A 24,916-nucleotide genomic window follows, 5' to 3' on the forward strand; every position below is an offset into this window, starting at 1 on the left:
TGGAAGGTGCTTCTCTCAGGAGAGCCGTCACGCGACTGACGTCCGCGGCCTCCGGCGGCCCGCACCGAATGTATCCCCGCCCTCTGCGCCGACAGCCCTGCTCGGCACGGAATTTGCGCCCCTCTAACGGGCCGGCCTGCGCAGCGGTCAAGGTCGTGTCAAAGAGACCTGAGGGAGCGTCAACAGGCCGTCAGCGCCCAGGTGGTAGGCGCCGGCAGAACGCATACGGAATCCTGACGCGAAACCCGGCCGATCGAGGTACCGGGCCGTCTCGACCCGCAGCGGCGACCCTCTCCTCGTACGACAGCGAGCAGCCGCGGCGGAGAAGACGATCGAGGCGTACGCCGTCTACCAGCGCGACGACCGGACGATCCGCGCGGGCATGTCCAACGCGCACTTCGGCGCGTACATGGACGCCCTCGACAAACTGATCGCCATCAACCGCGGCCAGGCTGCTTGGCCACGGTCGGGGGCTCCCCGCGGCGAACGGATCCAGGGGCGCGGGCGGCCGGATGGTCGGCGCGGGCGGAGGAGGTGAGCTGCCAGGGGACGCTGGTGACCATCACCCCGGGGGTGAAGAGCAGGCGGCTCTTGAGCCAGAGGGCGGACTGGTTGTGCAGCAGGTTCTCCCACCAGTGGCCGACGACGTACTCGGGGATGAAGACGGCCACGATGTCGCGGGGGCTCTCGCGGCGGATGGAGCGTACGTACTCCACGACCGGACGGGTCACCTCGCGGTACGGCGAGTCGACGATCTTCAGCGGGACCTCGATGCCGTAGTCCTCCCAGCGCTCGCGCAGTGCCGCCGCCTCCTCGCGGTCGACCGAGACTGTCAGCGCTTCCAGGTGGGTGGGGCGGAAGGCGCGGGCGTAGGACAGGGCGCGCAGCGTCGGCTTGTGGATGGTGGAGACCAGGACGATCGCGAACACCCGGCTGGACAGGGCGAGTTCACTTCGGGGATCGGTCACCGCCAGTTCGGCCGCGGTGGCGTCGTAGTGCCGGCGGATACCGCGCATCATCAGCCACAGCACGAGCGCGGCGAGCACCGCCAGCCAGGCGCCCTGGGTGAACTTGGTGGCCAGCACGATCAGCAGGACCAGACCGGTGACCACGGCGCCGGTGCCGTTGATGATCCGGGTGAGCTTGTGGTGGCGGCGGGTCTGCGGGTCGGTCTCGGTGCGCAGTTCGCGGTTCCAGTGCCGGACCATGCCGAGCTGGGAGAGCGTGAAGGAGGTGAACACGCCCAGGATGTAGAGGTGGATGAGGTTGGTGACGTTGGCCTGGTAGCCCCACAGCAGCAGTCCGGCGACGATCGCCAGGGCCAGGATGCCGTTGGAGAAGGCGAGCCGGTCGCCGCGGTTGTGCAGCTGGCGGGGTAGGTAGCGGTCGCGGGCGAGGATCGAGCCGAGCAGCGGGAATCCGTTGAAGGCGGTGTTCGCGGCCAGGATGAGGATGAGCGCGGTGGCGGCCTGGATGTAGTAGAAGCCGATCGAGTGCTCGCCGCCGAAGACCGCGGCCGCGATCTGGGCGATCACCGTGCGCTGGGTGTAGGTGTCGCAGCTGCCGTCCAGGCCGGTCAGTCGGCAGGCGTCCTCGGCGATGTGGACCTTGGAGACGATGGCGAGCGTGGTGACGCCGGCGAACATGGTGATCGAGATGGCGCCCATGACGGCCATGGTGGTGGCGGCGTTCTTCGGCTTGGGCTTGCGGAAGGCGGGCACGCCGTTGGAGATGGCCTCGACACCCGTAAGCGCCGTGCAGCCCTGGGAGAAGGCGCGCAGGGTGAGCATTACCAGGGCCAGGCCGGTCAAGTGCGCCTCGTGGGGCTCGGCGGCGATGCCGTACTTCGCCGACTCGGCGACCGGCGCGTCCCCGACCAGGTAGCGGAAGAGACCGGTGGCGATCATGATCAGGACGCCGCCGATGAACAGGTACGTCGGTGTGGCGAAGGCCCGCCCCGACTCGCGTACGCCGCGCAGGTTCATGGCGGTCAGCAGGGCGACGAAGCCGAGTGCCATGGGCACGCGGTAGTCGGCCAGTTCGGGGACGGCGGAGATGATGTTGTCGACGCCGGAGGCGACCGAGACGGCGACCGTCATGACGTAGTCGACGAGGAGGGAGGCGGCCACCACCAGTCCGGACGACGGGCCGAGGTTGGTGGAGACAACCTCGTAGGAGCCGCCGCCGCTCGGATACGCCTGCACCACCTGCCGGTAGGAGAGGACGACGACCGCCAGCAGCACCACCACCGCCGCCGCGATCCACGGGGTGAAGTGGAGGTAGGCCAGCCCGCCGACCGTGAGGACGAGCAGGATCTCCTGGGTCGCGTACGCCACCGACGACAGCGGGTCGGAGGCGAAGATCGGCAAAGCGAGGCGCTTGGGCAGCAGCGTCTCGTGCAATTCCTCGCTGCGCATCGCCCGGCCGATCACCAGCCGCTTCAGAATCCCCGTCACGTTGAACACGTGCGCGAGGGTAGGCCGGGAGGGGCGCGGTGAGGGGTGGCCGGTCCGCCGATCGGGCGTTAAGGAGCCGTTAGGATTTCGCGAGCTGCGTACAAACGGAGCAAAAAGGATCGGAGAGCGGGCGCCGGTCTAGTCCTCCATGCCGGAGACCTTGAAGACCGCCAGGGCGGTCTCGCGGTCGACACGTGCGGACAAGTGGTCCAGTGCTGCCCGGCCCTCGTGCATGGAGCCGTTGGTCTGCGCGACACGGGCATCGGTGTCGAGGCGGAGCCAGAGCGACGGGTTGGCGATCAGAATGCGTGGATCGAGCTGGACCCGGCCGCCCCAGGCGTCTCGCAGGACCAGGCTTTGGCCCACACTTCCCGTCGTGCGCACCGAGACCAGGCGGTCCGTGCGCACCCGGTGGCTGCGCCATGGTCCCCGTACCGTCAGCCAGCCCTCTCCCGCCGTGACCCGTGGCGGGAACAGGACAAGGAAGAGCAGCAGCGCGAGCCCGCTCCACAGTGCGGCTCGGGCGGGAGTGAGTGTCCCGGCCGCCGCGTCCACCAGCAGAAGCAGGGCGAGGAGCGCTCCGGCACACCTGACCGCACTGCGCAGCTCGCCCGCCCAGTGTCGGTCGTGCAGCGAGCCTCGGGCCGACAGCGAGGGTGGTCCGGGCAGGCCCTTGATGCCGCCGGATCCCTGCTCGTCGGTACCGTCGGTACGGCGTCCCATAGGCCGACCGTAAGCCTGTGAGGACGGCCGATCGCGGTTCTTGATGCGACGCTGACGCGCCGGCGATCCGTCCTTGACGCCCCTGGATCGCAGGGCGGGGTTCCTCCTGTCGCGGGCGTCATCCGGGCGGCGCTGCGGTGCTGCGGCCGGCCGTCGGTGATGGTCGTATGAGGTGCGTCAAAGACGGACAGGCAGCCGTATGGGTTCCGTTAAGGACGGCCGAATCCGGCCACCGAGCCGGTTCTCTGTACGGGTCCGTTCTTACCCGAACCTCACCCAGGAGCTTGCGATGGCCGACGTGGCCTTCGTCATCGGCACGATCGCGGTGTTCGCGCTCGTGGCTCTCATCGCCAAGGGGGTGGCGAAGCTGTGACCGTCGAGAACGTAGTCGGCCTGGTCGTGGCCGTTGCCCTGCTCGGTTACCTCGTCCTCGCCCTGATCTTCCCGGAGAGGTTCTGAGACGTGGGCCCCGTACTTGCTGACGTGCTCCTGGTGACCGCGCTGATCGGCGCGCTCGCTCTGGTGCACCGTCCCCTCGGCGACTACATGGCCGCCGTCTACTCCTCCAAGAAGCACCTGCGCGTCGAGAAGTGGATCTACCGCGCGGTGGGCGCCAACCCGGACGCCGAGATGCGCTGGCCCGCCTACCTGCGCGGTGTACTGGTCTTCTCGGCGGTCGGCGTGCTGTTCCTGTACCTGCTCCAGCGGGTGCAGGACAAGCTGCCGCTGTCCCTCGGCTTCAAGCCGATCACCCCGGACCAGGCGTTCAACACGGCTGTGTCGTTCGTGTCGAACACCAACTGGCAGTCGTACTCGGGTGAGGCGGCCATGAGCCACGTCACCCAGACCGCCGGCCTCGCGGTGCAGAACTTCGTCTCCGCGGCCGTAGGCATCGCCGTGGCCGTGGCGCTCGTACGCGGCTTCGCCCGCTCCCGCACCGGGGACCTGGGCAACTTCTGGGCAGACCTTGTGCGCGGCATCGTCCGCATCCTGCTGCCGATCTCCGTGGTCGCGGCGGTGCTGCTGATCGCGGCCGGTGCCATCCAGAACTTCGGCGACATCCACACCATCACCACGCTGACCGGCGACAAGCAGGCCATCAGCCCCGGTGCGGTCGCGTCCCAGGAGGCCATCAAGGACCTGGGCACCAACGGCGGCGGCTTCTTCAACGCCAACAGCTCGCACCCGTTCGAGAACCCGGGCGGCTTCACCAACCTGCTGGAGATCTTCCTGCTCCTGGTGATCCCGTTCGCGCTGCCGCGCACCTTCGGCAAGATGGTCGGCAACGTCCGTCAGGGCTACGCCATTCTCGCCGCCATGGGCGTCATCTGGTTCCTCGGCGTGGTCACGGTGACCTGGATCGAGTACGCCCACCCGGGCACCGCCTCGCAGCTCGCCGGCGGCGCGATGGAGGGCAAGGAGCAGCGCTTCGGCGAGGGCCCGTCCTCCCTGTTCGCGGTCTCCACGACGATGACCTCGACCGGGTCGGTCAACTCCTTCCACGACTCCTTCAGCGGTCTGTCCGGAGGTGTCCTGCTGCTGGGCATGATGCTCGGCGAGATCGCCCCCGGCGGCACCGGCTCCGGCCTCTACGGCATGCTGATCATGGCGATCATCGCGGTGTTCATCGCCGGTCTGATGGTCGGCCGTACGCCCGAGTACCTGGGCAAGAAGATCGGCACCCGCGAGATCAAGCTGGCCGCCTGCTACATCCTCATCACCCCGGCACTGGTGCTGATCGGCACCGCGCTGGCGATGGCGCTGGGCAAGGGCGAGTCGTCGATGACGAACGTCGGCGCGCACGGCTTCTCCGAGGTCCTGTACGCCTACACCTCGGCGTCGAACAACAACGGCTCCGCCTTCGCCGGGTTCGCAGCGAACACCGAGTACCACAACACGATGCTGGGCCTGTGCATGGCGCTGGGCCGCTTCCTGCCCATGGTGTTCGTGCTGGCTCTCGCGGGCTCGCTCGCCGAGCAGAAGCCCATCCCGGAGACGGCAGGCACCCTGCGCACCGAGAAGCCGCTGTTCACCGGCCTGCTGGTCGGCGCAATCCTGATCATCACCGGTCTGACGTTCTTCCCGGCCCTGGCGCTGGGTCCGCTGGCCGAGGGGCTGGCGGCATGACCACTCGTATCGACAAGCAAGAGGACCCGATGTCCACGGTTACCCCGACGCGGGCACCGCACCAGGACGTACCGACCGGACACAAGGCTCCCGAGGGCCGCGTCGGCGCGGGCCTGTTCGACCCCAAGCAGCTCCTCAAGTCCATGCCGGACGCCGTGCGCAAGCTCGATCCGCGGGTGATGGTCAAGTCGCCCGTGATGTTCGTCGTGCTCATCGGCTCGGTCGTCACCACCGTGCTGGCCGTCAAGGACCCGGGCGGCTGGTTCGGCTGGGTGATCGCCGCCTGGCTGTGGCTGACCGTGGTCTTCGCCAACCTGGCGGAGGCCGTCGCCGAGGGCCGCGGCAAGGCGCAGGCCGACACGCTGCGCAAGGCCAAGACCGACACCGTGGCTCGTCGCCTGCTCAAGGACGGCTCCGAGGAGCAGATCCCGGGCACCGAGCTGAAGGTCGGCGACCTGGTCGTCTGCGAGGCGGGCGACATCATTCCCGGCGACGGCGATGTCGTCGAGGGTGTCGCGTCCGTCGACGAGTCGGCGATCACCGGTGAGTCGGCCCCGGTCATCCGCGAGTCCGGCGGCGACCGGTCCGCGGTCACCGGTGGCACGAAGGTCCTCTCCGACCGCATCGTCATCAAGATCACGACGAAGCCGGGCGAGACCTTCATCGACCGGATGATCAACCTGGTCGAGGGCGCGGCCCGGCAGAAGACGCCGAACGAGATCGCGCTCAACATCCTGCTCGCCTCGCTCACGATCGTCTTCCTGCTCGCGACCGTCACCCTGAAGCCGTTCGCGATCTACGCGGGCGCCGACGACCAGACCTCGCTGATCGTGCTCACCGCGCTGCTGGTCTGCCTCATCCCGACGACGATCGGCGCGCTGCTCTCCGCGATCGGTATCGCGGGCATGGACCGGCTCGTGCAGCGCAACGTGCTCGCCATGTCGGGCCGTGCGGTCGAGGCCGCCGGTGACGTCTCGACGCTGCTGCTCGACAAGACCGGCACCATCACGCTCGGCAACCGTCAGGCGTCGGAGTTCGTGCCGGTGCGCGGGACGACGGAGGCCGAGGTGGCGGATGCCGCCCAGCTGTCGTCGCTGGCCGACGAGACTCCGGAAGGCCGCTCCATCGTCGTACTCGCCAAGGAGAAGTACGGCCTGCGTGAACGCCACCAGGGCGAGCTGGACCACGCAGAGTGGATCGCCTTCACCGCCCAGACCCGCATGTCGGGTGTGGACGTCGACGGCCGCAAGGTCCGCAAGGGCGCGGCCGGTTCGGTCATCGCCTGGGTGCAGGAGCAGGGCGGCACGGTCGCCGACGACGCCGACGAGATCGCCAACAAGATCTCCGAGGCGGGCGGCACCCCCCTCCTCGTCGCCGTCCAGGACGCCCAGGGCGCTCGCGTCCTCGGTGTCATCCACCTCAAGGACGTCGTCAAGGAGGGCATGCGGGAGCGGTTCGAGGAGCTGCGCCGCATGGGCATCAAGACCGTCATGATCACGGGTGACAACCCGCTGACCGCCAAGGCGATCGCGGACGAGGCCGGTGTCGACGACTTCCTCGCGGAGGCGACTCCCGAGGACAAGATGGCGCTGATCAAGCGGGAGCAGGCCGGCGGCAAGCTGGTCGCGATGACCGGTGACGGTACGAACGACGCGCCCGCGCTGGCTCAGGCGGACGTCGGCGTGGCGATGAACACCGGTACGTCGGCCGCCAAGGAGGCCGGCAACATGGTCGACCTCGACTCGAACCCGACCAAGCTGATCGAGATCGTCGAGATCGGCAAGCAGCTGCTCATCACCCGGGGTGCGTTGACGACGTTCTCCATCGCCAACGACGTCGCGAAGTACTTCGCGATCATCCCGGCGATGTTCGCCGTCGCCTACCCGTCGCTGGACAAGCTCAACATCATGGGCCTGGCCTCGGCGGAGTCGGCGATCCTGTCCGCGGTCATCTTCAACGCGCTGATCATCATCGCGCTGGTGCCGCTCGCCCTGCGCGGCGTGCAGTACCGGCCCATGAGCGCCGACAGGATGCTGCGCCGCAACCTCGGCATCTACGGCCTGGGCGGCCTGATCGCGCCGTTCATCGGTATCAAGCTCATCGACCTGCTCATCTCGTTGATCCCCGGGATCGGGTGAAGGACATGAACACTTCTGTAGTGAACAACGCGCGGATGCTGTGGGCGGCGCTGCGCATGCTGCTCGTCCTCACCGTGGTGACCGGCGTCGTCTACCCGCTCGTCGTCACCGGCATCGGCCAGCTCGCCTTCAACGACAAGGCGAACGGGTCGATGGTGAAGGTCGACGGCAAGGAGGTCGGCTCGAGCCTGATCGGGCAGAGCTGGAACATCGAGGGCACCGACAAGCCGGACCCGAAGTGGTTCCAGGGGCGGCCGTCCAACAGCGGCTACGACCCGTTGACCACCGGCTCCAGCCAGCTCGGCGCCGACGACCCGACCCTGGTCAAGAACATCGAGGCGGCCAAGAAGCAGGTCGCCGAGTTCAACGGCGTACCCGAGTCCGAGGTGCCCAAGGACGCGGTCACCGGCTCGGCCTCCGCGATCGACCCGGACATCTCCCCCGAGTACGCGGACATCCAGGTCAAGCGGGTCGCCGAGGCCAACGGCCTGACCGCCGCCCAGGTCGAGAAGCTCGTGAAGGACAACACCCAGGGCCGCACGCTCGGCTTCCTCGACCAGCCGCGCGTCAACGTCCTCGAACTCAACATCGCGCTGAAGGAACTGGCCAAGAGCTGATGGCCTTACGCGCAAGGACAGCGGCCGGGAGCCGACGGACCGGGAGCCCCGGACCCGTCGGCTCCCGCCGCCGTCCCGCACACCCATCCCCGTCCACCGACGACAGGAAGGCCGCACACCGATGACCCGGGTGCTGGTGGTGGAGGACGATCCACAACTCGTACGAGCCCTTGTGATCAACATGCAGGCCCGGAAGTACGGCGTCGACGCGGCGCCCGACGGCACCACGGCCCTCCGGCTCGCCGCCGCGCGCCAGCCCGACGTGGTCGTACTCGACCTCGGTCTGCCCGACATGGACGGCGTCGACGTGATCAAGGCGCTGCGCGGCTGGACCCGCACGCCCATCCTCGTCCTGTCCGCCCGCCGCGCCTCCGAGGAGAAGGTCGCCGCCCTCGACGCCGGCGCCGACGACTACATCACCAAACCCTTCAGCATGGACGAGCTGATGGCGCGGCTGCGGGCCGCGGTCCGCCGTACCGAGGAGGCCCCGCTCGCCCCCGAGACGACCCTGGTGAAGACGGACGACTTCACCATCGACCTGCTGGCCAAGAAGGCCGCCCGGGACGGCCGCGACATCCGGCTCACCCCCACCGAGTGGCACCTGCTGGAGATCCTTGTCTGCAACCCGGGCCGCCTGATCACACAGAAGCAACTGCTGCAGGAGGTCTGGGGGGCCTCGTACGGCAACAAGACCAATTACCTTCGGGTGTACATGGCCCAGCTCAGGCGCAAACTCGAAACCGACCCGGCACACCCGCGCTACCTGATCACCGAGCCCGGCATGGGATACCGCTTCGAGCCCTGACGGTTCCCCGGGCCTCCACCCATCGCCCATCGCCCACGCCGACCGCCGGCAACGAACGCAGAGACGAGACCATGGGACGCGGCAAACTTCGGATCTACCTCGGCGCGGCACCGGGCGTCGGCAAGACCTACGCGATGCTGTCCGAGGCACACCGCCGCATCGAGCGCGGCACCGACTGCGTGGTCGCGTTCGTGGAGCACCACCACCGGCCGCGCACCGAGGTGATGCTGCACGGCCTCGAACAGATCCCGCGCAAGGATCTGGAGTACCGCGGCAGCGTCTTCACGGAAATGGACGTCGACGCCGTCCTCGCCCGCCGCCCCCAGGTCGCACTGGTCGACGAACTCGCCCACACCAACATCCCCGGCTCCCGTAACACCAAGCGCTGGCAGGACGTGCAGGAGCTGCTGGAGGCCGGGATCGACGTGATCTCGACCGTGAACATCCAGCACCTGGAGTCGCTGGGCGACGTCGTGGAGTCGATCACCGGCATACGCCAGCAGGAGACCGTCCCCGACGAGGTGGTGCGCCGCGCCGACCAGGTCGAGCTGGTCGACATGTCACCGCAGGCGCTGCGGCGCCGCATGGCGCACGGCAACATCTACAAGCCGGACAAGGTCGACGCGGCGCTGTCGAACTACTTCCGTCCCGGCAACCTCACCGCCCTGCGCGAACTGGCTCTGCTCTGGGTGGCCGACCGGGTCGACGAGTACCTGAACCAGTACCGGGGCGAGCACCAGGTGTCGAAGATCTGGGGCTCGCGCGAGCGGATCGTGGTCGGCCTGACCGGCGGCCCGGAGGGGCGGACCTTGATCCGCCGGGCGGCCCGGCTGGCGGAGAAGGGCGCCGGCGGCGAGGTCCTGGCCGTCTACATAGCCCGCAGCGACGGCCTGACCTCCGCCTCCCCGAAGGAACTGGCCGTCCAGCGGACGCTGGTCGAGGATCTCGGCGGCACCTTCCACCACGTGGTCGGCGACGACATACCGGTGGCACTGCTGGACTTCGCGCGCGGCGTGAACGCCACCCAGATCGTCCTCGGCGTCTCGCGGCGCAAGAGCTGGCAGTACGTCTTCGGGCCCGGCGTCGGCGCCACGGTCGCCAGGGAGTCGGGCCCCGACCTCGACGTCCACCTGATCACCCATGACGAGGCGGGCAAGGGACGCGGACTGCCCGTGGCCCGGGGAGCACGCCTCGGCCGCTCCCGCATCATCTCGGGCTGGCTGATGGGCGTGGCCGGCCCGGTACTGCTGACGCTGCTGCTCACCAACATCAGCACGGACCTCGGCCTCGCCAACGACATGCTGCTGTTCCTGACCCTCACTGTGGCGGCAGCCCTGCTCGGCGGGCTCTACCCGGCACTCGCCTCGGCGGCCTTCGGATCCGCGCTCCTCAATTGGTACTTCACCCCGCCCGTTCACACCTGGACGATCGCCGACCCGAAGAACATCGTCGCCATCGCGGTCTTCTTCGCCGTGGCCGTATCGGTCGCCTCCGTCGTGGACCTCGCCGCCCGCCGCACCCACCAGGCGGCCCGGCTGCGCGCCGAGTCGGAGATCCTGTCCTTCCTCGCGGGCAACGTGCTGCGCGGCGAGACCGGCCTGGAGGAACTGCTGGAACGGGTCCGCGAGACCTTCGGGATGGAATCCGTGGCGCTGCTGGAGCGGGAGAGCGACGTCGACCCCTGGACCTGCGCCGGCCGGGCCGGTACCGGGCGGCCGGTGGAGCGACCGGAGGACGGGGATGTGGACATGCCGGTCGGCGACCACATGGCGCTCGCCATGACCGGCCGCGTCCTGCCCGCCGAGGACCGCAGGGTTCTGGCAGCCTTCGCCGCCCAGGCAGCCGTCGTCCTGGACCGCCAGCGCCTGCAGTCCGAAGCCGACCAGGCCAAGGAACTGGCCGAGGGCAACCGCATCCGAACCGCCCTGCTCGCCGCGGTCAGCCACGACCTGCGCACGCCCCTGGCCGGCATCAAGGCGTCCGTGTCGTCCCTGCGTTCGGACGACGTCGAATGGTCGGAGGAGGACCAGGCCGAGCTGCTCGCCGCGATCGAGGAGGGCGCCGACCGCCTCGACCACCTCGTGGGCAACCTCCTCGACATGTCCCGCCTGCAGACCGGCACGGTCGCCCCGCTCATCCGTGAGGTCGACGTCGACGAGGTGGTCCCCATGGCACTCGTCGGCATCCCCGACCCCGAGGCGGCCGTCGTCCTGGACATCCCGGAAACCCTGCCGATGGTCGCCGTCGACAAGGGCCTGCTGGAGCGCTCCGTCGCCAACGTCGTCGAGAACGCGGTGAAGTACAGCCCCGACGGCGAGCCGGTCGTGGTGAAGGCCAGCGCCCACGCCGGCCGGGTCGAAGTGCGCATCGTCGACCGCGGACCCGGCGTCCCGGACGACGGCAAGACCCGCATCTTCGAACCCTTCCAGCGCTACGGTGACGCACCCCGCGGCGACGGAGTCGGTCTCGGACTGGCGGTCGCGCGCGGCTTCGCCGAGGCGATGGGCGGCACCCTCACCGCCGAGGACACTCCCGGCGGCGGCCTCACCATGGTTCTCACCCTCCCGGTGGCCCCCAGCCACGCGCCCGCGCCGACGGCCGACCTGTCGACGACGACCACGACATAGCACTGCGGTCGGTCTGCCAAGTACGGTCTCGTCGTCATGCTCGCCACGGTCGCCGTCAGCGCGCTGTACCTGTGGCTGCGCTACTTCGTCCTCGCCTGAGGCGGAGTTCTCCGACGCCATCCGGCATCAGGAATACATCAAGACGGCGCAACGGATGTGGCCGAGCGAGGGCGGCAGCGGGATTCTGGCGCTGTCGACCATCGGTCACAGTGCCGGTCGACCCAGTACGAGTGGTCTCCTGGGCAAGGGGCCGCTCGCTCACCGCTCCTGTGAGGTGTGGACCATGCCGAACGCGCCACGTGACCGGATCGCCCTGACGTCGGCCCTGCTCGCCCCGCTGCTGGTGGCACTCGCCCTGGTGCCCATCCGCCCGCACGTGTCGTCGGCGAACCTGGCGCTCATCCTGGTCGTGGTCGTCGTGGCGGTCGCCGCCCTGGGCAGCCGCCTCGCCGGCGTGCTGGCCGCGCTGTCGGCGGCGGCGTGGTTCGACTTCTTTCTCACCCGCCCGTACCAGCGCTTCACCATCTCCGACGGAGACGACATCGTCACCACGATCCTGCTGCTCGCGGTGGGCGTGGCGGTCTCCCAACTCGCCGCACACGCCCGCACACTGAAGCTGGTCACCGTCACCGACGCGGCACACCTGGCACGCATCCACGAAACCGCCTGTCTGGTCCAGGCCGGAGCCTCTCCCTACGACGTGGTGGACCAGGTACGCCAACAGCTCGTCGAGATCCTGGGCCTACGCGGCTGCCGCTTCGAGCACGGCACCCTGCTCGGCCGGCACCCCCGCCTGGAACAGGACGGCTCCCTGATCGTCGGCCGGGCCCACTGGGACCTGGACAAGGACGGCTGGCCCGGCGAGGAGATCGAGCTGCGCGCCTCGGTGGGCGGCCGTTACCTCGGCCGCTTCATGCTGCAACCGGAGCCCGGCGCCGTGGTGCCGCCCTTGCAGACGCGGCTGGTCGCCGTGAGCCTGGCCGACCACGTCGGGGCGGCGCTGGACACCGCGGGGCCGGTTCTCGACCGCTGACCGAGTGGGTCAGGCACCCGGCTTGCCGCTCAACGCGCCGGTCTTCCCCAGGAGTTCATGCAGCAGGTGGGAGGCCGTGATGACCCCGAGCAGATGTGTGCCGGCCTTGTCCTTCTTGGCGACCGCGACCAGGGGACTGCGCACCTGCGCCATCAGGGCGGCGACCTCCAGTGCGGTGTCGTCCGGGTCGGCGATCGGTGGCGCAGCCACGGTGCCGGGCAGGCACTCGCCGACGGTGCGGCCTGCCAGCGCCTGGCACAGCCGGTCGGCGTGCTGCTCGTCGACCACGGCGGCGAGCGTGGGGTCCTCGACGACATAGGCGGGGACCAGCACCTTGATCATCTGTGAGGCGGGCAGGATGGCCTTCGGCTCACCGCGCTCATCGAGGACGAGCAGCCCGGGCAGCTTGTGCTCGGCCATCAGCCGGGCCGCGTCCAGGGCAGCGCTGTCGACGCTCACCGACTCGTATTCCACCGCCAGATCACGTGCGCGCACGGTCGGCTCCTCATCTGCTGATACGTCCCTGGGCTCAGCGTCGTACGGCTCCTGCCCCGCGCGCCAGGTCATCGAACGGAAACATACGCAACCTATGCGGCATCCCCGGGCGACGCGGCCAGAGCCCGCCCCACGAGCGCGACGATCTCATCGGGCGCCTCGTCCAACAGCAGGTGACCGGAACCGTCGAGAACGTGCAGCCGGGTGCCCAGGAGCCGCTGCGCCGCGGCGGCAGGAAGACGTCATGCCGCCCGGTGGCCACCAGGCACGGCCCAGTCCGTCGCTCGGCCGGCAGCGCCGAGCGAGTGCCCCGACGACCAGAGCCTTGCCCGGCTGTCCTGTCGCATCGACGACCTGCCAACGCGGACCCGATCCGTGCCCTCGCCTCCAAGGTCGGCCCCGCCTGATCCGCAGGTCGGCAGGAGCCCTGCCGACAGCCACGCGAACTGCCGCTTTGCGTATGCGACTTCACCACCCCGACGCCCGCAAGTGGCGCAGGTCACAGAAAATGCGTCTCGCAATGCGAGACGATTGACTGACGCGCCATCAGGAAGCGCCCTCCGGCACCCCTCCGGTGGGCACATTCGCGCGACTTAGGGCACGCGGAGGGCACGCCACCCCCAAATTGGCCTAGACAACAAACAAACCCCAGGCCGCTGACCTGGGGTTTCATCATGAAGCGGGTGACGAGAATCGAACTCGCGCTCTCAGCTTGGGAAGCTGATGTTCTACCATTAAACTACACCCGCGTAAGACGACGACCGTGTCGGCGTCGGAATGCTCGCCCACTGTACCTCATCGCTGGCCCCCGGTGCTCAAACCGTGGGGCCTGTGGCTTGTTCCGGGGGAGGGATGTGGCTGCGGGGGAACGGAGTTGGGGCGTACGGTGGGGGAGTGGGAGAGGGGTTGGGCGGGTCCGGAGTGCCGCCTGGAGGGGCATCCCTTTCGTCCCGTAATGTGGCCTTTCTCGTCAGGGCATCAAGCCAGACGCGGCTCTTTGGGGAAGGGACTTCAGGACTTGATGGAGCGCACCGTCGTCCGTTGTGCCGATGGGCACGTGTTCACCACCGCTTCACTCCCGATGCAGCAGGCCGAGCGCCTCGGCCCGCGGCGGCTCGTCCGCTGTCCGCGATGTGCGCGGTTGCGCAGTGTCGTGCCGGTGAGCTTCGAGAAGCAGTAGCGGTATCCGATCAGCAGTGGGCGCGCGGAGTCGTCACGATTGTCGTGGCTCCGCGCGCCTTGCGTATCCTCGGGACGTGCTTCTCTCAGACAAGGACATCCGGGCCGAGATCGACGCCGGGCGGGTGCGGATCGATCCCTATGACGAATCCATGGTGCAGCCGTCGAGCGTCGATGTGCGGCTGGACCGGTACTTCCGGGTGTTCGAGAATCACCGGTACCCCCACATCGACCCCTCCGTCGAGCAGGCCGATCTGACGCGGCTCGTGGAGCCGGAGGGGGACGAGCCGTTCATTCTCCATCCCGGGGAGTTCGTACTCGCCTCGACGTTCGAGGTGATCACGCTGCCTGATGATCTTGCCTCCCGGCTGGAGGGGAAGAGCTCGCTCGGGCGGCTCGGGCTCGTGACGCACTCCACCGCCGGTTTCATCGATCCGGGGTTCTCCGGGCATGTGACGCTGGAACTGTCCAATCTCGCGACGCTGCCCATCAAGCTGTGGCCGGGCATGAAGATCGGGCAGCTGTGCCTGTTCCGGCTCAGCTCGCCGGCCGAGTTCCCGTACGGGAGTGAGCGGTACGGGTCGCGGTATCAGGGGCAGCGGGGGCCCACTGCCTCGCGGTCCTTCGTCAATTTCCATCGGACGCAGGTGTGAGCCCGGCATGAGCGGCGTGGACGTACGAGAGAACCTCAGCTACGAGCAGTTCGGGGTTGCCGTGCGCGAGCTTGCGCAGGCCATCGCCGATGACGGGTACGAGCCCGACGTGGTGCTGTCGATCGCGCGGGGTGGCGTGTTCGTCGCCGGCGGGCTCGCCTACGCCCTCGACTGCAAGAACATTCACCTCGTGAACGTCGAGTTCTACACGGGGGTGGGGACCACGCTCGAGATGCCCGTCATGCTCGCGCCCGTTCCCAACGTCGTCGACTTCTCCGACAAGAAGGTCCTCATCGCCGACGATGTCGCCGACACCGGCAAGACGCTCAAGCTGGTGCGGGACTTCTGTCTCGACGCGGTCGCCGAGGTGCGGTCCGCCGTCATCTATGAGAAGTCCCACTCGCTGGTGCAGTGCGAGTACGTGTGGAAGCGGACCGACGAGTGGATCAACTTCCCGTGGTCCGTTCAGCAGCCCGTGGTGAAGCGGATGGGGCAGGTGCTGGACTCCTGATCAGGGACCTCACATGACAGGGCCCCCGGCTGCGCGCCGGGGGCCCTGTCATGTCGTGCCGACCCTCAGAAAGTGCCCAGCTTCACGATCGACAGCAGTGCGATCAGCTGGATCGCGGACGCGCCCAGGGCCTTCGGCCACGGCAGGTCGTGGGAGCGGCTGACCATGAGGGTGAGAAGGGCGCCGCCGGCGACCCAGGTGGCCCAGCCCAGGATCTGGACGAAGGGGGCGTCGCCGCCCAGGAACATCGCGACGACCAGGCGGGGGGCGTCCGAGAGGGACATGATGAGCATGGAGAGGCCGACCGTCGGCTGCCAGGCGCCGTCGCCGCCGAGCTGGCGGGCCAGGGTGTGCGTGACCACGCCCAGGACGAAGGCGCTGAGCACCATCGCCACGGCCGTCGTCAGGACGATCGGTATCGCAGTGGAGAGTGTGGCGTTGATCACTTCCTCGCGGGCGCCGTCGAAGCCGAAGACCGCGAGCAGGCCGTAGAGGAAGGTCACGACGAGGGCGGGAACCCACATCGTGTAGTCGCGCATCCGGAGGAAGGTCTGGTTGGGGGCGAGGACGATGCCCCTCAGCAGGTCCTTCCAGTGCAGACGCGGGCCGATGGGGGCGGCCGGGGCCGAGCCGGCGCGGTAGGTGTCGCCCTGGTTGTAGGGGTCCTCGCCGATGGAGAACGCCTGGGTGTGGCCGGGGTTGTTGGCGGCGTACGGGTCCGGGGCGCCGTGCCGGTGGCCGTCGTCGCCGAAGTACTCCGGTTCGCCGCCGCCCTGAGGGCCGTAGCCGCCGTTCGACTGCGGCCACTGGCCGCCGCCGTAGCTCTGCTGCCCCGGGTGGGGGTGCCGCTGCGGCGCCGGGGGATAGCCGTACGACGGTCCCTGCGGCGCCTGCTGTCCGTACGGGGGGTGTTGCGGTCGCGTGTGCGGGGCGCGGTTGTCCCGGCCGCCGCGTCCGATCCTGAATCCAGCCACGTCATCGAACGTACCTGGTCTCGGAGGTCCGCGTGCCGGGCCCGGGGTTGCGGGCCCGGCTTTGCGGCCGAGCTGTGACATCCCTTACGGGGAGCACCGCGGGATACCGGGGCCGGCCCCTAAGGGGCGTCCCTCAGGGGCAGTTGGCCGGTCACTGCAGAATGCCCTGGCCCAGTCGCGGGTAGCCGGTCGCCGGCACGCCCACCGACGCCGGTCCCCAGCTCGTGGCGCCCTTCGTCGTCACGCCCGACGACGACCCGCGCAGGCTCCATATGCCGCCGTCCGCGTCGTTCTCGCCGTCGGCGCCGGCGAACAGGTCCGCGCGGCCGTCGCCGTTGACGTCGGTGAGGCGGACCGTCCAGCCGAAGCGGTCGGAGGCCTCTGCGGTGCCGGGGACACCGGCGGTGTTCTGGGTGATGGACTGGGCGCCGGTCGTGGTCAGGCCGCCCGGCGCGCCCCGCAGCACGGTGACGCTGCCGGCGAGCTTCGCGGTGCCGATGGTCTCGAAGTTGGCGGAGACCGCCAGGTCGGCGTAGCCGTCGCCGTTGATGTCGTCGACGGAGAGCCAGTGCCCGAACCAGTCGTCCGGCTCGTCGGCGCCCGGCACTCCCGGCGTGTCCTGGGTGATGGTCTGGGCGGGCTGGGTGCGGGTGCCGCTGCTGCTGCCGAGGTACACGTTGACGGAGCCGCCGTCGCCCTCCTGGACGGAGCCGGGGGGCGCGCCGGTGACGACGTCGTCGTAGCCGTCGCCGTTGAGGTCGCCCACGGCGGCGGCCGTCTGCCAGCTGTCGCTGGCCAGCACGGTCTGGCGGGTGAGGCCGGACGCGGCGCCGAGGTAGATGTGGGTGGCGTCGTAGTAGGTGTACGGCTCCTCGCGCAGGTACGTGCCGGTGAGGACGAGGTCGTCGGTGCCGTCGCCGTTGACGTCACCGGAGGTGAGTGCCTCGGCGCCGTGCACGATGCCCGGGTAGAGGTCGGCGGTGAGCTTGTCGCGGGAGGCGGGGGCGACGTTCTTGCCGATGCCCCGGTGGATCCAGATGTCCTTGCCGTCGCTGCCGACGGCGAGCTCGGGCCGGCCGTCCCCGTCGAAGTCGCCGACGGCCAGGGACATGCCGTAGGAGTCGTGCGCGGAGCGGGCCGGGTCGGCGATCGACTGGCCGCCCGACAGACCGCTGCGGCCGCCCCAGACGACCACGACCGCGCCGCCGTCCTTGTCGCCGTCGACGTCCTCGTCCTCGGTGCCGATCACCAGGTCGGCGTAGCCGTCGTTGTTGAGGTCGCCGGAGGTGAGCCGCTTGCCGAAGTTGTCCTCCGTCTCGGCGGAGCCGGGGATGCCCGCGGTGTTCTGCGAGATCACCGTGCGGCGGGTGGTGCTGAGGCCGGAGGACGAGCCGTACTGGACGACGACGGCGCCGGCGCGGGTCACGCCGCCGACGGTGGCGTACGGCGCGGCGGTCACCAGGTCGCGGTAGCCGTCGCCGTTGAAGTCGTGCGTGCCGGGCGGGTGCGGCGGAGGCGGGGTGGTGGGCAGGGCGGTGAGCAGGCCGGTGGTGAGGGTGGCGGCCAGGAGGAGGGTGCGCTTGCGCATCGGGGTCCGTTCGGGAAGGTCGGAACAGAGAAGTCGGACCGGACTCCAGCAGGACGAAGGCTGCCGCCGTCGGGGTCCGTTCCGAGAAGTCGGGGAGAGGCGCTCAGTCGGCGAAGGAGCCGCCGAACTCCGGGAGGACGAAGGCGCCGGTCGTCGTCGTGCCGCCCGAAGCGCCGCGCAGTACCAGGGAGGTGCCGGCCGCGCCGATGCCGAGGTCGGCCTTGCCGTCCTTGGTCACATCGCGCAGGCGCAGGGTGTAGCCGAAGGACATGTAAGCGTCGGCGGGGCCGGTCACGGTCTGCGGGATCCAGGAGGAGCGCAGGCCGGACAGGCCGCCGGAGCCGCCGCGGAAGAGGTGCACCCCGCCCTGGTCCTCGTTGCCGCTGACGTCCTCGTGCGGGACGCCGACCGCGAGGTCCGCGTAGCCGTCGCCGTTGGCGTCACCGGCCGAGACGGCGTAGCCGAAGTTGTCGCCCTTCTCGCGGCTGCCGGAGACACCGGAGCTGGCCTGGTTGTAGGTGTGCGAGCCGCTCGGGCCCGCGGACGTGCCGCGCCAGACGGTGAGCGAACCGATGCCGTCGTTGGCGTCGGGCCTGCCGAGGGCGATGTCGCCGTAGCCGTCCTTGTCGAAGTCGCCGATCGCCGCGCTCCCGGCGGCGACCGTCTTGGAAGCGCCCGACGTCAGGCCGCCCGAGGCGCCCTTGAGGAACCAGACCCGCTCGACCGGCTGGTTGTCGATGAACTGCTCGCCGAGGATGACGAGGTCGGTCTTCCCGTCGCCGTTGACCTTGCCGGCCGCGAGGCCGTACGAGTACCAGCCCGCGCCCTCCTTGTCGATCTCGCTGACGCTGCCGGTCGTACCGGACTTGCTGAACGAGCCGCGGTACAGCCAGGTCTCGTCGCCGCCGACCACCGCGAGGTCGGGCGAGCCGTCCCCGGTGAAGTCGCCGGTGGCGAGGTCGCCGCCGAAGTGGCTCTGCGCGCCCGACTTCGGGGCCACGTTGGTGCCGCCGGACAGGCCGGACGCCGAGCCCCAGACGATGGTCACCGAGCCGCGGTACTGCTGGCTGCCGACGTGCTCGGTCGGGTTGCCGACGACCAGGTCCGCGTAGCCGTCCTTGTTGAGGTCGGCGCTGGCCAGGGACTCGCCGAACTGGTCGTCCTCCTCGCCGGTGCCGGGGATGCCGGCGCTGTCCTGGTGGATGAACTGGGTGCGCGTGCCGGGGCCGCTCGCGGTGCCGTAGACGACGGTGACGGTACCGCCGGTGCGGTCGACGTCGTTGTGGCCGCCGTACGCCAGGTCGCGGTGGCCGTCGCCGTTGAAGTCGTCGTAGTGCTTGGCCACGGCCGCTGAGGCGGGGGCGGTGAGGAACAGCGGGGTGACCCCGGTCGCGAGGAGGGTCGCGGCGAGTGCGGCGGCGGTGCGTCGGGTCATGACGGAGTCTCCTGACGGTGTCGGTACGTCACTTGGCGAGGTCCCAGCCGAAAGTGGCGCCGCCCTTGAGGCCGGCGCCGGCGGCGGTGAGGGACTTGGCGCCGGTGGTGGTCAGGCCGGAGGCGGTGCCGCGCAGGTAGGTGACGGAACCGTTCTGGTTCTCGTAGCCCGCGCCGGTGACCAGGTCGGCCTTGCCGGTCTTGTCGAGGTCGAGCAGCCGGACGGACATGCCGAAGGCGTCGCCGCTCTCGGCGGTGCCGGGCACGCCCGCGGTGTCCTGGGTGTACGACTTGGCGCCGGTCGTGGTCAGACCGGTGGCCGAGCCGAACAGGACGGTCACCGAGCCGGCGTCACGGGCCGAGCCGAGGTCCTCGCCCCAGGCGCCCACCACGACATCGGCGTACTTGTCGCCGTTGATGTCGCCGACGTCGACGGCGGAGCCGAACAGGTCGGCCTCCTCGTCCGCGCCGGGCACGCCCGGGGTGTCCTGGTGGACGACGGTCGGCGTCTGCTGGGGGTCGGGGCCGTCGGGGCCGCCGTACCAGACGGTGATGCGGCCGCCCTTGAGGCTGTGCGGGCCGGCGTAGTCGCCGAGGACGAGGTCGCCGTAGCCGTCGCCGTTGATGTCGCCGGTGGCGCCGAGGGCGCCGTCGGCGTTCGGGAGGCCGACCATGGCGTAGTCGGACTCGGGGTGGTCGTCCCAGCCGCCGGGGTCGTGCCGGAAGTAACGGATGTCCCCGCCCGGGTCGTTGTCGTGCGCGAACGGGTACACGCGCTCGGCCGCCCGGTCACCGGTCAGATCGCCCGCGATGACCTCGTACGTCGTGCCCAGCTCGTAGACGCCGGTGTGGCTGAGCGGGGTGCCGGTGCGGGTGAAGGGGCCGCGGTAGAGGTGGGTGTGGGTCTGGCCGGTGACGGTCACGTCCGTCCTGCCGTCGCCGTCGAAGTCGCCGGTGGCGATGCCACGGGAGTAGCCGCCCCACTCGGCGAGCTCCTCCGCCGAGGGCTGTGGCAGGGCCGAGCCGCCGGTCAGGCCGGACGCGCCGCCCCAGAGGACGGTGGCGCTGCCGACGCCCTGGCGGTCGCCGATGCTCTCGAACTCGGCGCCCACGACCAGGTCGGCGTAGCCGTCGGCGTTCAGGTCACCGGCGGCGAGGCTCGCGCCGAAACGGTCGTCGGACTCGGCGGTGCCGGGGACGCCGGTGGAGTTCTGGGTGATCACGGTCTTCTTGGCGGACGGCACACCCGAGGCCGAGCCGTACAACACGACCACGGCACCGGCGCCGCTCGCGGAGCCGACGTCGGCGCCCATCGCGCCGATGGCGATGTCCCGGTAGCCGTCGCCGTTGAAGTCGCTCGCCAGCCCGGAGGGGCTGCGACGGCGGGGGTGGTGGGCAGGGCGGTGAGCACGCCGGTGGTGAGGGCGGCGGCGATCACGAGAGTGCGCAAGACGTGACTCCAGTAGGGGGGCCCGCACGGTGTGTGCGGGCCCGGTGCGGTGTTACGGCTGATCAGTCGGCGAAGTTCGCGCCGAAGTACGGCTTGCCGGTCGTCACGACGCCCGTCCAGTGCGGGGCGACGGAGTCGGCGCCGGTCGTGGTGATCTTCGAGCCGTTGGACGGCAGGAAGGTGACCAGCCCGTTGCCGTCGTTCTCGGCGGAGCCCGCGAGGAGGTCGGCCTTGCCGTCGCCGGTGACGTCGTCGAGCTTGACGTCGATGCCGAACATGTCGTTGTCCTCGTTGGTGCCGGGCACGTCCGCGGTGTCCTGGGAGAAGGACTGGGCGCCCGAGGCGGTGTTCAGGCCGTTCGCCGTGCCGTAGAGGATCGTGACCGCACCGGTGTCGACGTCGTCGCCGATGTTCTCTCCGGCGACGCCGATCGCGAGGTCGAGGAAGCCGTCGCCGTTGACGTCGCCGAGGTCGAGCTCGTAGCCGAAGTAGTCGTTGCCCTCGGCGGTGCCGGGGACGTTGTTGGTGTCCTGGGTGATGCCGGTGGCGGCGGTGGTGAGGGGGCCGCCGTCCGAGCCGTAGGTGACCCAGACCTTGCCGCCGTGGCCGGAGTCCGGGAACGAGGTGCCGTCGCTGGCCTTGGTGTTCCAGTAGGCGCCGCTGACGACATCGCCGTAGCCGTCGTGGTCGATGTCGCCGATCGCGGTGATCACGCCGGGCTTGAGGGGCTCGGCACCGGAGACGTTCAGGCCGCCCGAGCCGCCGGGGATGAAGTAGTTGCGGTTCCAGCCGTAGTCGGTCTCGGTTTCGTAGCCGTCGACCACCAGGTCGGTCTCCGGGCCGCCGTTGATGTTGCCGGCGGTCAGGTTCATGGGGCCGCCCACCTCGCTGCCGTCCATGATCGGGGGCTTGATCGTGTACCGGCCGCCCGGCGCGCCGGAGGAGTCGAAGCCGCCCTTGAGGACGTGGATGGTGCCGGTGTTGCTGCCGACGGCCAGGTCGGCCTTGCCGTCGCCGTCGAAGTCGCCGGCGGCGAGGGTCTTGCCCCAGAAGTCGTGCGCGGACCGGGCCGGGTCGGCGACGACGGAGCCGCCTTGGAGGCCGGAGGCCGAGCCCCACAGGATGGTGACCATGCCGCCGTCGGTGTCGCCGTCGATGTCCTCGCCCGGGGCGCTGACGGCGAGGTCGTCGTAGCCGTCGCCGTTGAAGTCGGCGTAGGCGGAGTCCCGGCCGAAGGAGTCGCCGGCCTCGGCGCCGCCGGGGATGCCGTTGGAGTTCTGGCTGATGGTGGAGTTCGGAGTGGCGGGCTCCAGGTCGCCGGAGTGGGTGCCGTCCGACACGCCGGCGGGGGTGCCGTAGAGGGCGACGATCTGGCCGGCGTTCTTCTTGGCGTTCACATAGGCGCCGTCGGCGGAGAAGGCGACGTCGCCGACCCCGTCGCCGTTGAAGTCGGCCTTGGCGACGGCGGTGGAGTCCGCGGCCGTCGCGGTGGCGGCCGTGAAGGTGAGCAGTCCGCCCGTCAGAGCAGCGGCGGTGGCCGTCGCGAGGGCGAGTCGCAGGGTGTGCTGCATGCGGGGTCTCCTGCTGCATGCGGGGATGCCTGGCGGGCATCCGCAGTCAATGGGGTGCGGACCGTCCGTGTTTGCCGGGAGTTCTCGTCGGGTTCACATGACGGTCGGCGATCAAGAGACCGGTGTGGGCGGGCAAGGGTTGTACGTGAGTTCGGTAACTCTTGGGGAACGGGGCCCGTGAACGGCGACGCTCCCACGCCGGGAGCGGCGTGGGAGCGTCGGCCGTGGGGATCGGGTCGGTTACTTCACCGGCTCCGGTTCCGATTCCGTCTCCGCGTCCGACGAACCCTCCGGGGCGGCCGGCGTCTTCACGGAGTCCAGCAGCAGCTGGGCGACGTCGACGACCTGGATGGACTCCTTCGCCTGGCCGTCGTTCTTCTTGCCGTTGACCGAGTCGGTCAGCATCACCAGGCAGAACGGGCACGCCGTCGACACGATGTCGGGGCTGAGCGACAGGGCCTCGTCGACACGCTCGTTGTTGATGCGCTTGCCGATCCGCTCCTCCATCCACATCCGTGCACCACCGGCGCCGCAGCAGAAGCCGCGCTCCTTGTGGCGGTGCATCTCCTGCTGGCGCAGGCCGGGAACGGCGGTCATGATCTCGCGCGGGGGCGTGTAGATCTTGTTGTGGCGGCCCAGGTAGCAGGGGTCGTGGTACGTGATGAGGCCCTCGACCGGGGTGACCGGGATCAGCTTGCCCTCGTCGATGAGGTGCTGGAGCAGCTGGGTGTGGTGGATCACCTCGTAGTCGCCGCCGAGCTGCGGGTACTCGTTGCCGAGGGTGTTGAGGCAGTGGGGGCACGTCGCGACGATCTTCTTCGCCGACTTCGGCTTCCGGGTCGACTCGTCCTCGTCGTCCTCGCCGAACGCCATGTTCAGCGCCGCCACGTTCTCCATGCCGAGCTCCTGGAACAGCGGCTCGTTGCCGAGGCGCCGTGCCGAGTCACCCGTGCACTTCTCGTCCCCGCCCATGATCGCGAACTTCACGCCCGCCATGTGGAGGAGTTCCGCGAAGGCCTTCGTGGTCTTCTTGGCGCGGTCCTCGAGGGCGCCCGCGCAGCCGACCCAGTACAGGTACTCGACCTCGGACAGGTCCTCGATGTCCTTGCCGACGACCGGCACCTCGAAGTCGACTTCCTTCGTCCACTCCAGGCGCTGCTTCTTGGCCAGGCCCCAGGGGTTGCCCTTCTTCTCCAGGTTCTTGAGCATCGTGCCCGCCTCGGACGGGAACGCGCTCTCGATCATCACCTGGTAGCGGCGCATGTCGACGATGTGGTCGATGTGCTCGATGTCGACCGGGCACTGCTCGACGCAGGCGCCGCAGGTGGTGCAGGACCACAGCACGTCCGGGTCGATGACGCCGTTCTCCTCGACGGTGCCGATCAGCGGACGCTCGGCCTCGGCGAGAGCGGCGGCCGGGACGTCCTTCAGCTGCTCCTCGGACGCCTTCTCCTCGCCCTCCATCGTCTTGCCGCCGCCGGCCAGCAGGTACGGCGCCTTGGCGTGCGCGTGGTCCCGCAGCGACATGATCAGCAGCTTCGGGGAGAGCGGCTTGCCGGTGTTCCAGGCCGGGCACTGCGACTGGCAGCGGCCGCACTCGGTGCAGGTGGAGAAGTCCAGCAGGCCCTTCCAGGAGAACTGCTCGACCTGGCTGACACCGAAGACGTCGTCCTCGCCGGGGTCGGTGAAGTCGATCGGCTTGCCGCCGGAGGTCATCGGCAGCAGCGCGCCGAGTGAGGTCTCACCGGTGGCGTTGCGCTTGAACCAGATGTTCGGGAAGCCCAGGAAGCGGTGCCAGGCCACACCCATGTCGGTCTTCAGTGAGACCACGATCATCCAGGTGAAGGAGGCCGCGATCTTCAGGCCGGCGAAGAAGTAGGTGAGATTCTGGAGCGTGGAGACGTCCATGCCCTCCAGCCAGTGCACCACCGGGTACGAGATGAAGAACGAGGCCTCGTAGCTGTCCACGTGGTGCTGCGCGCCCTCCAGCGCGTGCAGCATGAAGATGCAGACACCGACGATGAGGATGATCGTCTCGACGAAGTAGGCCTGGCCGGTGTTGGAGCCCGCGAAGCGGGACTTGCGGCCCGCCTTGCCCGGCCGGGACAGCTGCCGGATGACGACCAGCGTCGCGATGCCGACCACTGTCATGGTGCCGATGAACTCGACATAGACGTTGTACGGCGCCCAGTCGCCGATGATCGGCAGGATCCAGTCGGCCTTGAAGAGCTGGCCGAAGGCGTTGACGATCGTCAGCAGCAGCGTGTAGAAGCCGATCGCGACGAACCAGTGCGCGATACCGACGATGCCCCAGCGGTTCATCCGGGTGTGCCCCAGGAACTCCTTCACCAGGGTGACGGTGCGCTGGTAGGGGTCGTTGGTCCGGGACCCGGCGGGCACGGGCTGGCCGAGCCGCATGAAGTTGAAGATCTGGAGGAGGGCGCGGCCGAACAGCGCCACGCCGACCACGATCAGGACCAGCGACACGATGATCGCGGCGAGTTGCATTGGGGGCTCCTCGGGCCTGCGAGGGGG

At 69.6% G+C, this 24,916-nt stretch carries 19 protein-coding genes and 1 tRNA gene; 10 read left to right on the forward strand and 10 right to left on the reverse strand.

Annotated elements, in window-relative coordinates; genetic code table 11:
• Positions 1 to 437: 437 nt before the first annotated feature.
• Positions 438 to 2,465: an APC family permease gene (locus StrepF001_RS16855; RefSeq protein ID WP_129799037.1), complete on the reverse strand. Its 2,028-nt coding sequence runs from the start codon at positions 2,463 to 2,465 to the stop codon at positions 438 to 440.
• Between the two features lie 129 nt (positions 2,466 to 2,594).
• Positions 2,595 to 3,179 (reverse strand): hypothetical protein, encoded by a 585-nt coding sequence (locus StrepF001_RS16860; RefSeq protein WP_346656944.1) that lies wholly within the window; start codon positions 3,177 to 3,179, stop codon positions 2,595 to 2,597.
• A gap of 199 nt (positions 3,180 to 3,378) precedes the next feature.
• Between StrepF001_RS16860 and StrepF001_RS45655 the strand changes: the two genes are divergently transcribed.
• The 8 genes from StrepF001_RS45655 (at position 3,379) to StrepF001_RS16895 (ending at position 12,526) form a co-directional block, all read left to right on the forward strand.
• Positions 3,379 to 3,552 carry a hypothetical protein gene (locus StrepF001_RS45655; RefSeq protein ID WP_165396257.1) on the forward strand — a complete coding sequence of 58 codons (174 nt, stop codon included), beginning with the start codon at positions 3,379 to 3,381 and terminating at the stop codon, positions 3,550 to 3,552.
• Positions 3,549 to 3,638 carry a K(+)-transporting ATPase subunit F gene (gene kdpF / locus StrepF001_RS16865; protein WP_037770757.1) on the forward strand — a complete coding sequence of 30 codons (90 nt, stop codon included), beginning with the start codon at positions 3,549 to 3,551 and terminating at the stop codon, positions 3,636 to 3,638. Before StrepF001_RS45655 ends, kdpF begins: the two co-directional genes overlap by 4 nt.
• Positions 3,639 to 3,641: 3 nt before the next feature.
• Positions 3,642 to 5,306 (forward strand): potassium-transporting ATPase subunit KdpA, encoded by a 1,665-nt coding sequence (gene kdpA / locus StrepF001_RS16870; RefSeq protein WP_206306874.1) that lies wholly within the window; start codon positions 3,642 to 3,644, stop codon positions 5,304 to 5,306.
• Entirely contained in the window at positions 5,303 to 7,444 is a 2,142-nt protein-coding gene (gene kdpB, locus StrepF001_RS16875) for a potassium-transporting ATPase subunit KdpB (RefSeq protein WP_129799038.1), read from the forward strand. The genes kdpA and kdpB overlap by 4 nt, the downstream gene beginning before the upstream one ends.
• Before the next feature lie 5 nt (positions 7,445 to 7,449).
• Positions 7,450 to 8,061: a potassium-transporting ATPase subunit KdpC gene (gene kdpC / locus StrepF001_RS16880; protein WP_165396286.1), complete on the forward strand. Its 612-nt coding sequence runs from the start codon at positions 7,450 to 7,452 to the stop codon at positions 8,059 to 8,061.
• Between the two features lie 121 nt (positions 8,062 to 8,182).
• Positions 8,183 to 8,866, forward strand: a complete 684-nt coding sequence (locus StrepF001_RS16885) for a response regulator (protein WP_129799040.1) — start codon at positions 8,183 to 8,185, stop codon at positions 8,864 to 8,866.
• Between the two features lie 71 nt (positions 8,867 to 8,937).
• Positions 8,938 to 11,493, forward strand: coding sequence for a sensor histidine kinase KdpD (locus StrepF001_RS16890; RefSeq protein ID WP_129799041.1), 2,556 nt, complete (start codon positions 8,938 to 8,940; stop codon positions 11,491 to 11,493).
• Positions 11,494 to 11,776: 283 nt separating this feature from the next.
• The gene (locus StrepF001_RS16895) at positions 11,777 to 12,526 is read left to right on the forward strand and encodes a DUF4118 domain-containing protein (RefSeq protein WP_129799042.1); all 750 of its coding nucleotides are present in this window, start codon (positions 11,777 to 11,779) and stop codon (positions 12,524 to 12,526) included.
• Positions 12,527 to 12,535: 9 nt separating this feature from the next.
• Here StrepF001_RS16895 and StrepF001_RS16900 read toward each other — a convergent pair whose 3' ends face one another.
• Positions 12,536 to 13,021 (reverse strand): CBS domain-containing protein, encoded by a 486-nt coding sequence (locus StrepF001_RS16900; protein ID WP_129799043.1) that lies wholly within the window; start codon positions 13,019 to 13,021, stop codon positions 12,536 to 12,538.
• 678 nt (positions 13,022 to 13,699) lie between these two features.
• Positions 13,700 to 13,770: transfer RNA gene (locus tag StrepF001_RS16905), tRNA-Gly, on the reverse strand.
• Between the two features lie 507 nt (positions 13,771 to 14,277).
• Here StrepF001_RS16905 and dcd point away from each other — a divergent pair.
• Positions 14,278 to 14,853 (forward strand): dCTP deaminase, encoded by a 576-nt coding sequence (gene dcd / locus StrepF001_RS16915; protein WP_129799045.1) that lies wholly within the window; start codon positions 14,278 to 14,280, stop codon positions 14,851 to 14,853.
• A gap of 7 nt (positions 14,854 to 14,860) precedes the next feature.
• Positions 14,861 to 15,364 carry a phosphoribosyltransferase gene (locus tag StrepF001_RS16920; RefSeq protein ID WP_129799046.1) on the forward strand — a complete coding sequence of 168 codons (504 nt, stop codon included), beginning with the start codon at positions 14,861 to 14,863 and terminating at the stop codon, positions 15,362 to 15,364.
• Positions 15,365 to 15,429: 65 nt separating this feature from the next.
• Here StrepF001_RS16920 and StrepF001_RS16925 read toward each other — a convergent pair whose 3' ends face one another.
• From StrepF001_RS16925 to StrepF001_RS16950, 6 genes are all read right to left on the reverse strand, one after another.
• Positions 15,430 to 16,419, reverse strand: coding sequence for a Yip1 family protein (locus StrepF001_RS16925; RefSeq protein ID WP_129799047.1), 990 nt, complete (start codon positions 16,417 to 16,419; stop codon positions 15,430 to 15,432).
• Between the two features lie 70 nt (positions 16,420 to 16,489).
• The gene (locus tag StrepF001_RS16930; RefSeq protein ID WP_129799048.1) at positions 16,490 to 17,926 is read right to left on the reverse strand and encodes an FG-GAP-like repeat-containing protein; all 1,437 of its coding nucleotides are present in this window, start codon (positions 17,924 to 17,926) and stop codon (positions 16,490 to 16,492) included.
• 103 nt (positions 17,927 to 18,029) lie between these two features.
• Positions 18,030 to 19,361, reverse strand: a complete 1,332-nt coding sequence (locus StrepF001_RS16935) for an FG-GAP and VCBS repeat-containing protein (RefSeq protein WP_129799049.1) — start codon at positions 19,359 to 19,361, stop codon at positions 18,030 to 18,032.
• Between the two features lie 28 nt (positions 19,362 to 19,389).
• Positions 19,390 to 20,838, reverse strand: a complete 1,449-nt coding sequence (locus StrepF001_RS16940; RefSeq protein ID WP_240797534.1) for an FG-GAP-like repeat-containing protein — start codon at positions 20,836 to 20,838, stop codon at positions 19,390 to 19,392.
• A 34-nt stretch (positions 20,839 to 20,872) separates the two neighbouring features.
• Entirely contained in the window at positions 20,873 to 22,381 is a 1,509-nt protein-coding gene (locus tag StrepF001_RS16945; RefSeq protein WP_129799050.1) for a VCBS repeat-containing protein, read from the reverse strand.
• A 240-nt stretch (positions 22,382 to 22,621) separates the two neighbouring features.
• The gene (locus tag StrepF001_RS16950) at positions 22,622 to 24,889 is read right to left on the reverse strand and encodes a (Fe-S)-binding protein (protein ID WP_129799051.1); all 2,268 of its coding nucleotides are present in this window, start codon (positions 24,887 to 24,889) and stop codon (positions 22,622 to 22,624) included.
• Positions 24,890 to 24,916 lie beyond the last annotated feature (27 nt).

It is taken from the genome of Streptomyces sp. F001, from assembly GCF_004187715.1.
Lineage (GTDB): Bacteria > Actinomycetota > Actinomycetes > Streptomycetales > Streptomycetaceae > Streptomyces > Streptomyces flavusporus.

Coding starts and splice junctions, on each gene's coding strand:
- StrepF001_RS16895 (WP_129799042.1), top strand. CDS start 11,777: ATGCCGAACGCGCCACGTGACCGGATCGCCCTGACGTCGGCCCTGCTC.
- StrepF001_RS16885 (WP_129799040.1), top strand. CDS start 8,183: ATGACCCGGGTGCTGGTGGTGGAGGACGATCCACAACTCGTACGAGCC.
- StrepF001_RS16950 (WP_129799051.1), bottom strand. CDS start 24,889: ATGCAACTCGCCGCGATCATCGTGTCGCTGGTCCTGATCGTGGTCGGC.
- StrepF001_RS16860 (WP_346656944.1), bottom strand. CDS start 3,179: ATGGGACGCCGTACCGACGGTACCGACGAGCAGGGATCCGGCGGCATC.
- StrepF001_RS16890 (WP_129799041.1), top strand. CDS start 8,938: ATGGGACGCGGCAAACTTCGGATCTACCTCGGCGCGGCACCGGGCGTC.
- StrepF001_RS16935 (WP_129799049.1), bottom strand. CDS start 19,361: ATGACCCGACGCACCGCCGCCGCACTCGCCGCGACCCTCCTCGCGACC.
- kdpB (WP_129799038.1), top strand. CDS start 5,303: ATGACCACTCGTATCGACAAGCAAGAGGACCCGATGTCCACGGTTACC.
- StrepF001_RS16920 (WP_129799046.1), top strand. CDS start 14,861: ATGAGCGGCGTGGACGTACGAGAGAACCTCAGCTACGAGCAGTTCGGG.
- StrepF001_RS16945 (WP_129799050.1), bottom strand. CDS start 22,381: ATGCAGCACACCCTGCGACTCGCCCTCGCGACGGCCACCGCCGCTGCT.
- StrepF001_RS16925 (WP_129799047.1), bottom strand. CDS start 16,419: ATGTCACAGCTCGGCCGCAAAGCCGGGCCCGCAACCCCGGGCCCGGCA.
- StrepF001_RS45655 (WP_165396257.1), top strand. CDS start 3,379: ATGGGTTCCGTTAAGGACGGCCGAATCCGGCCACCGAGCCGGTTCTCT.
- StrepF001_RS16930 (WP_129799048.1), bottom strand. CDS start 17,926: ATGCGCAAGCGCACCCTCCTCCTGGCCGCCACCCTCACCACCGGCCTG.
- kdpC (WP_165396286.1), top strand. CDS start 7,450: ATGAACACTTCTGTAGTGAACAACGCGCGGATGCTGTGGGCGGCGCTG.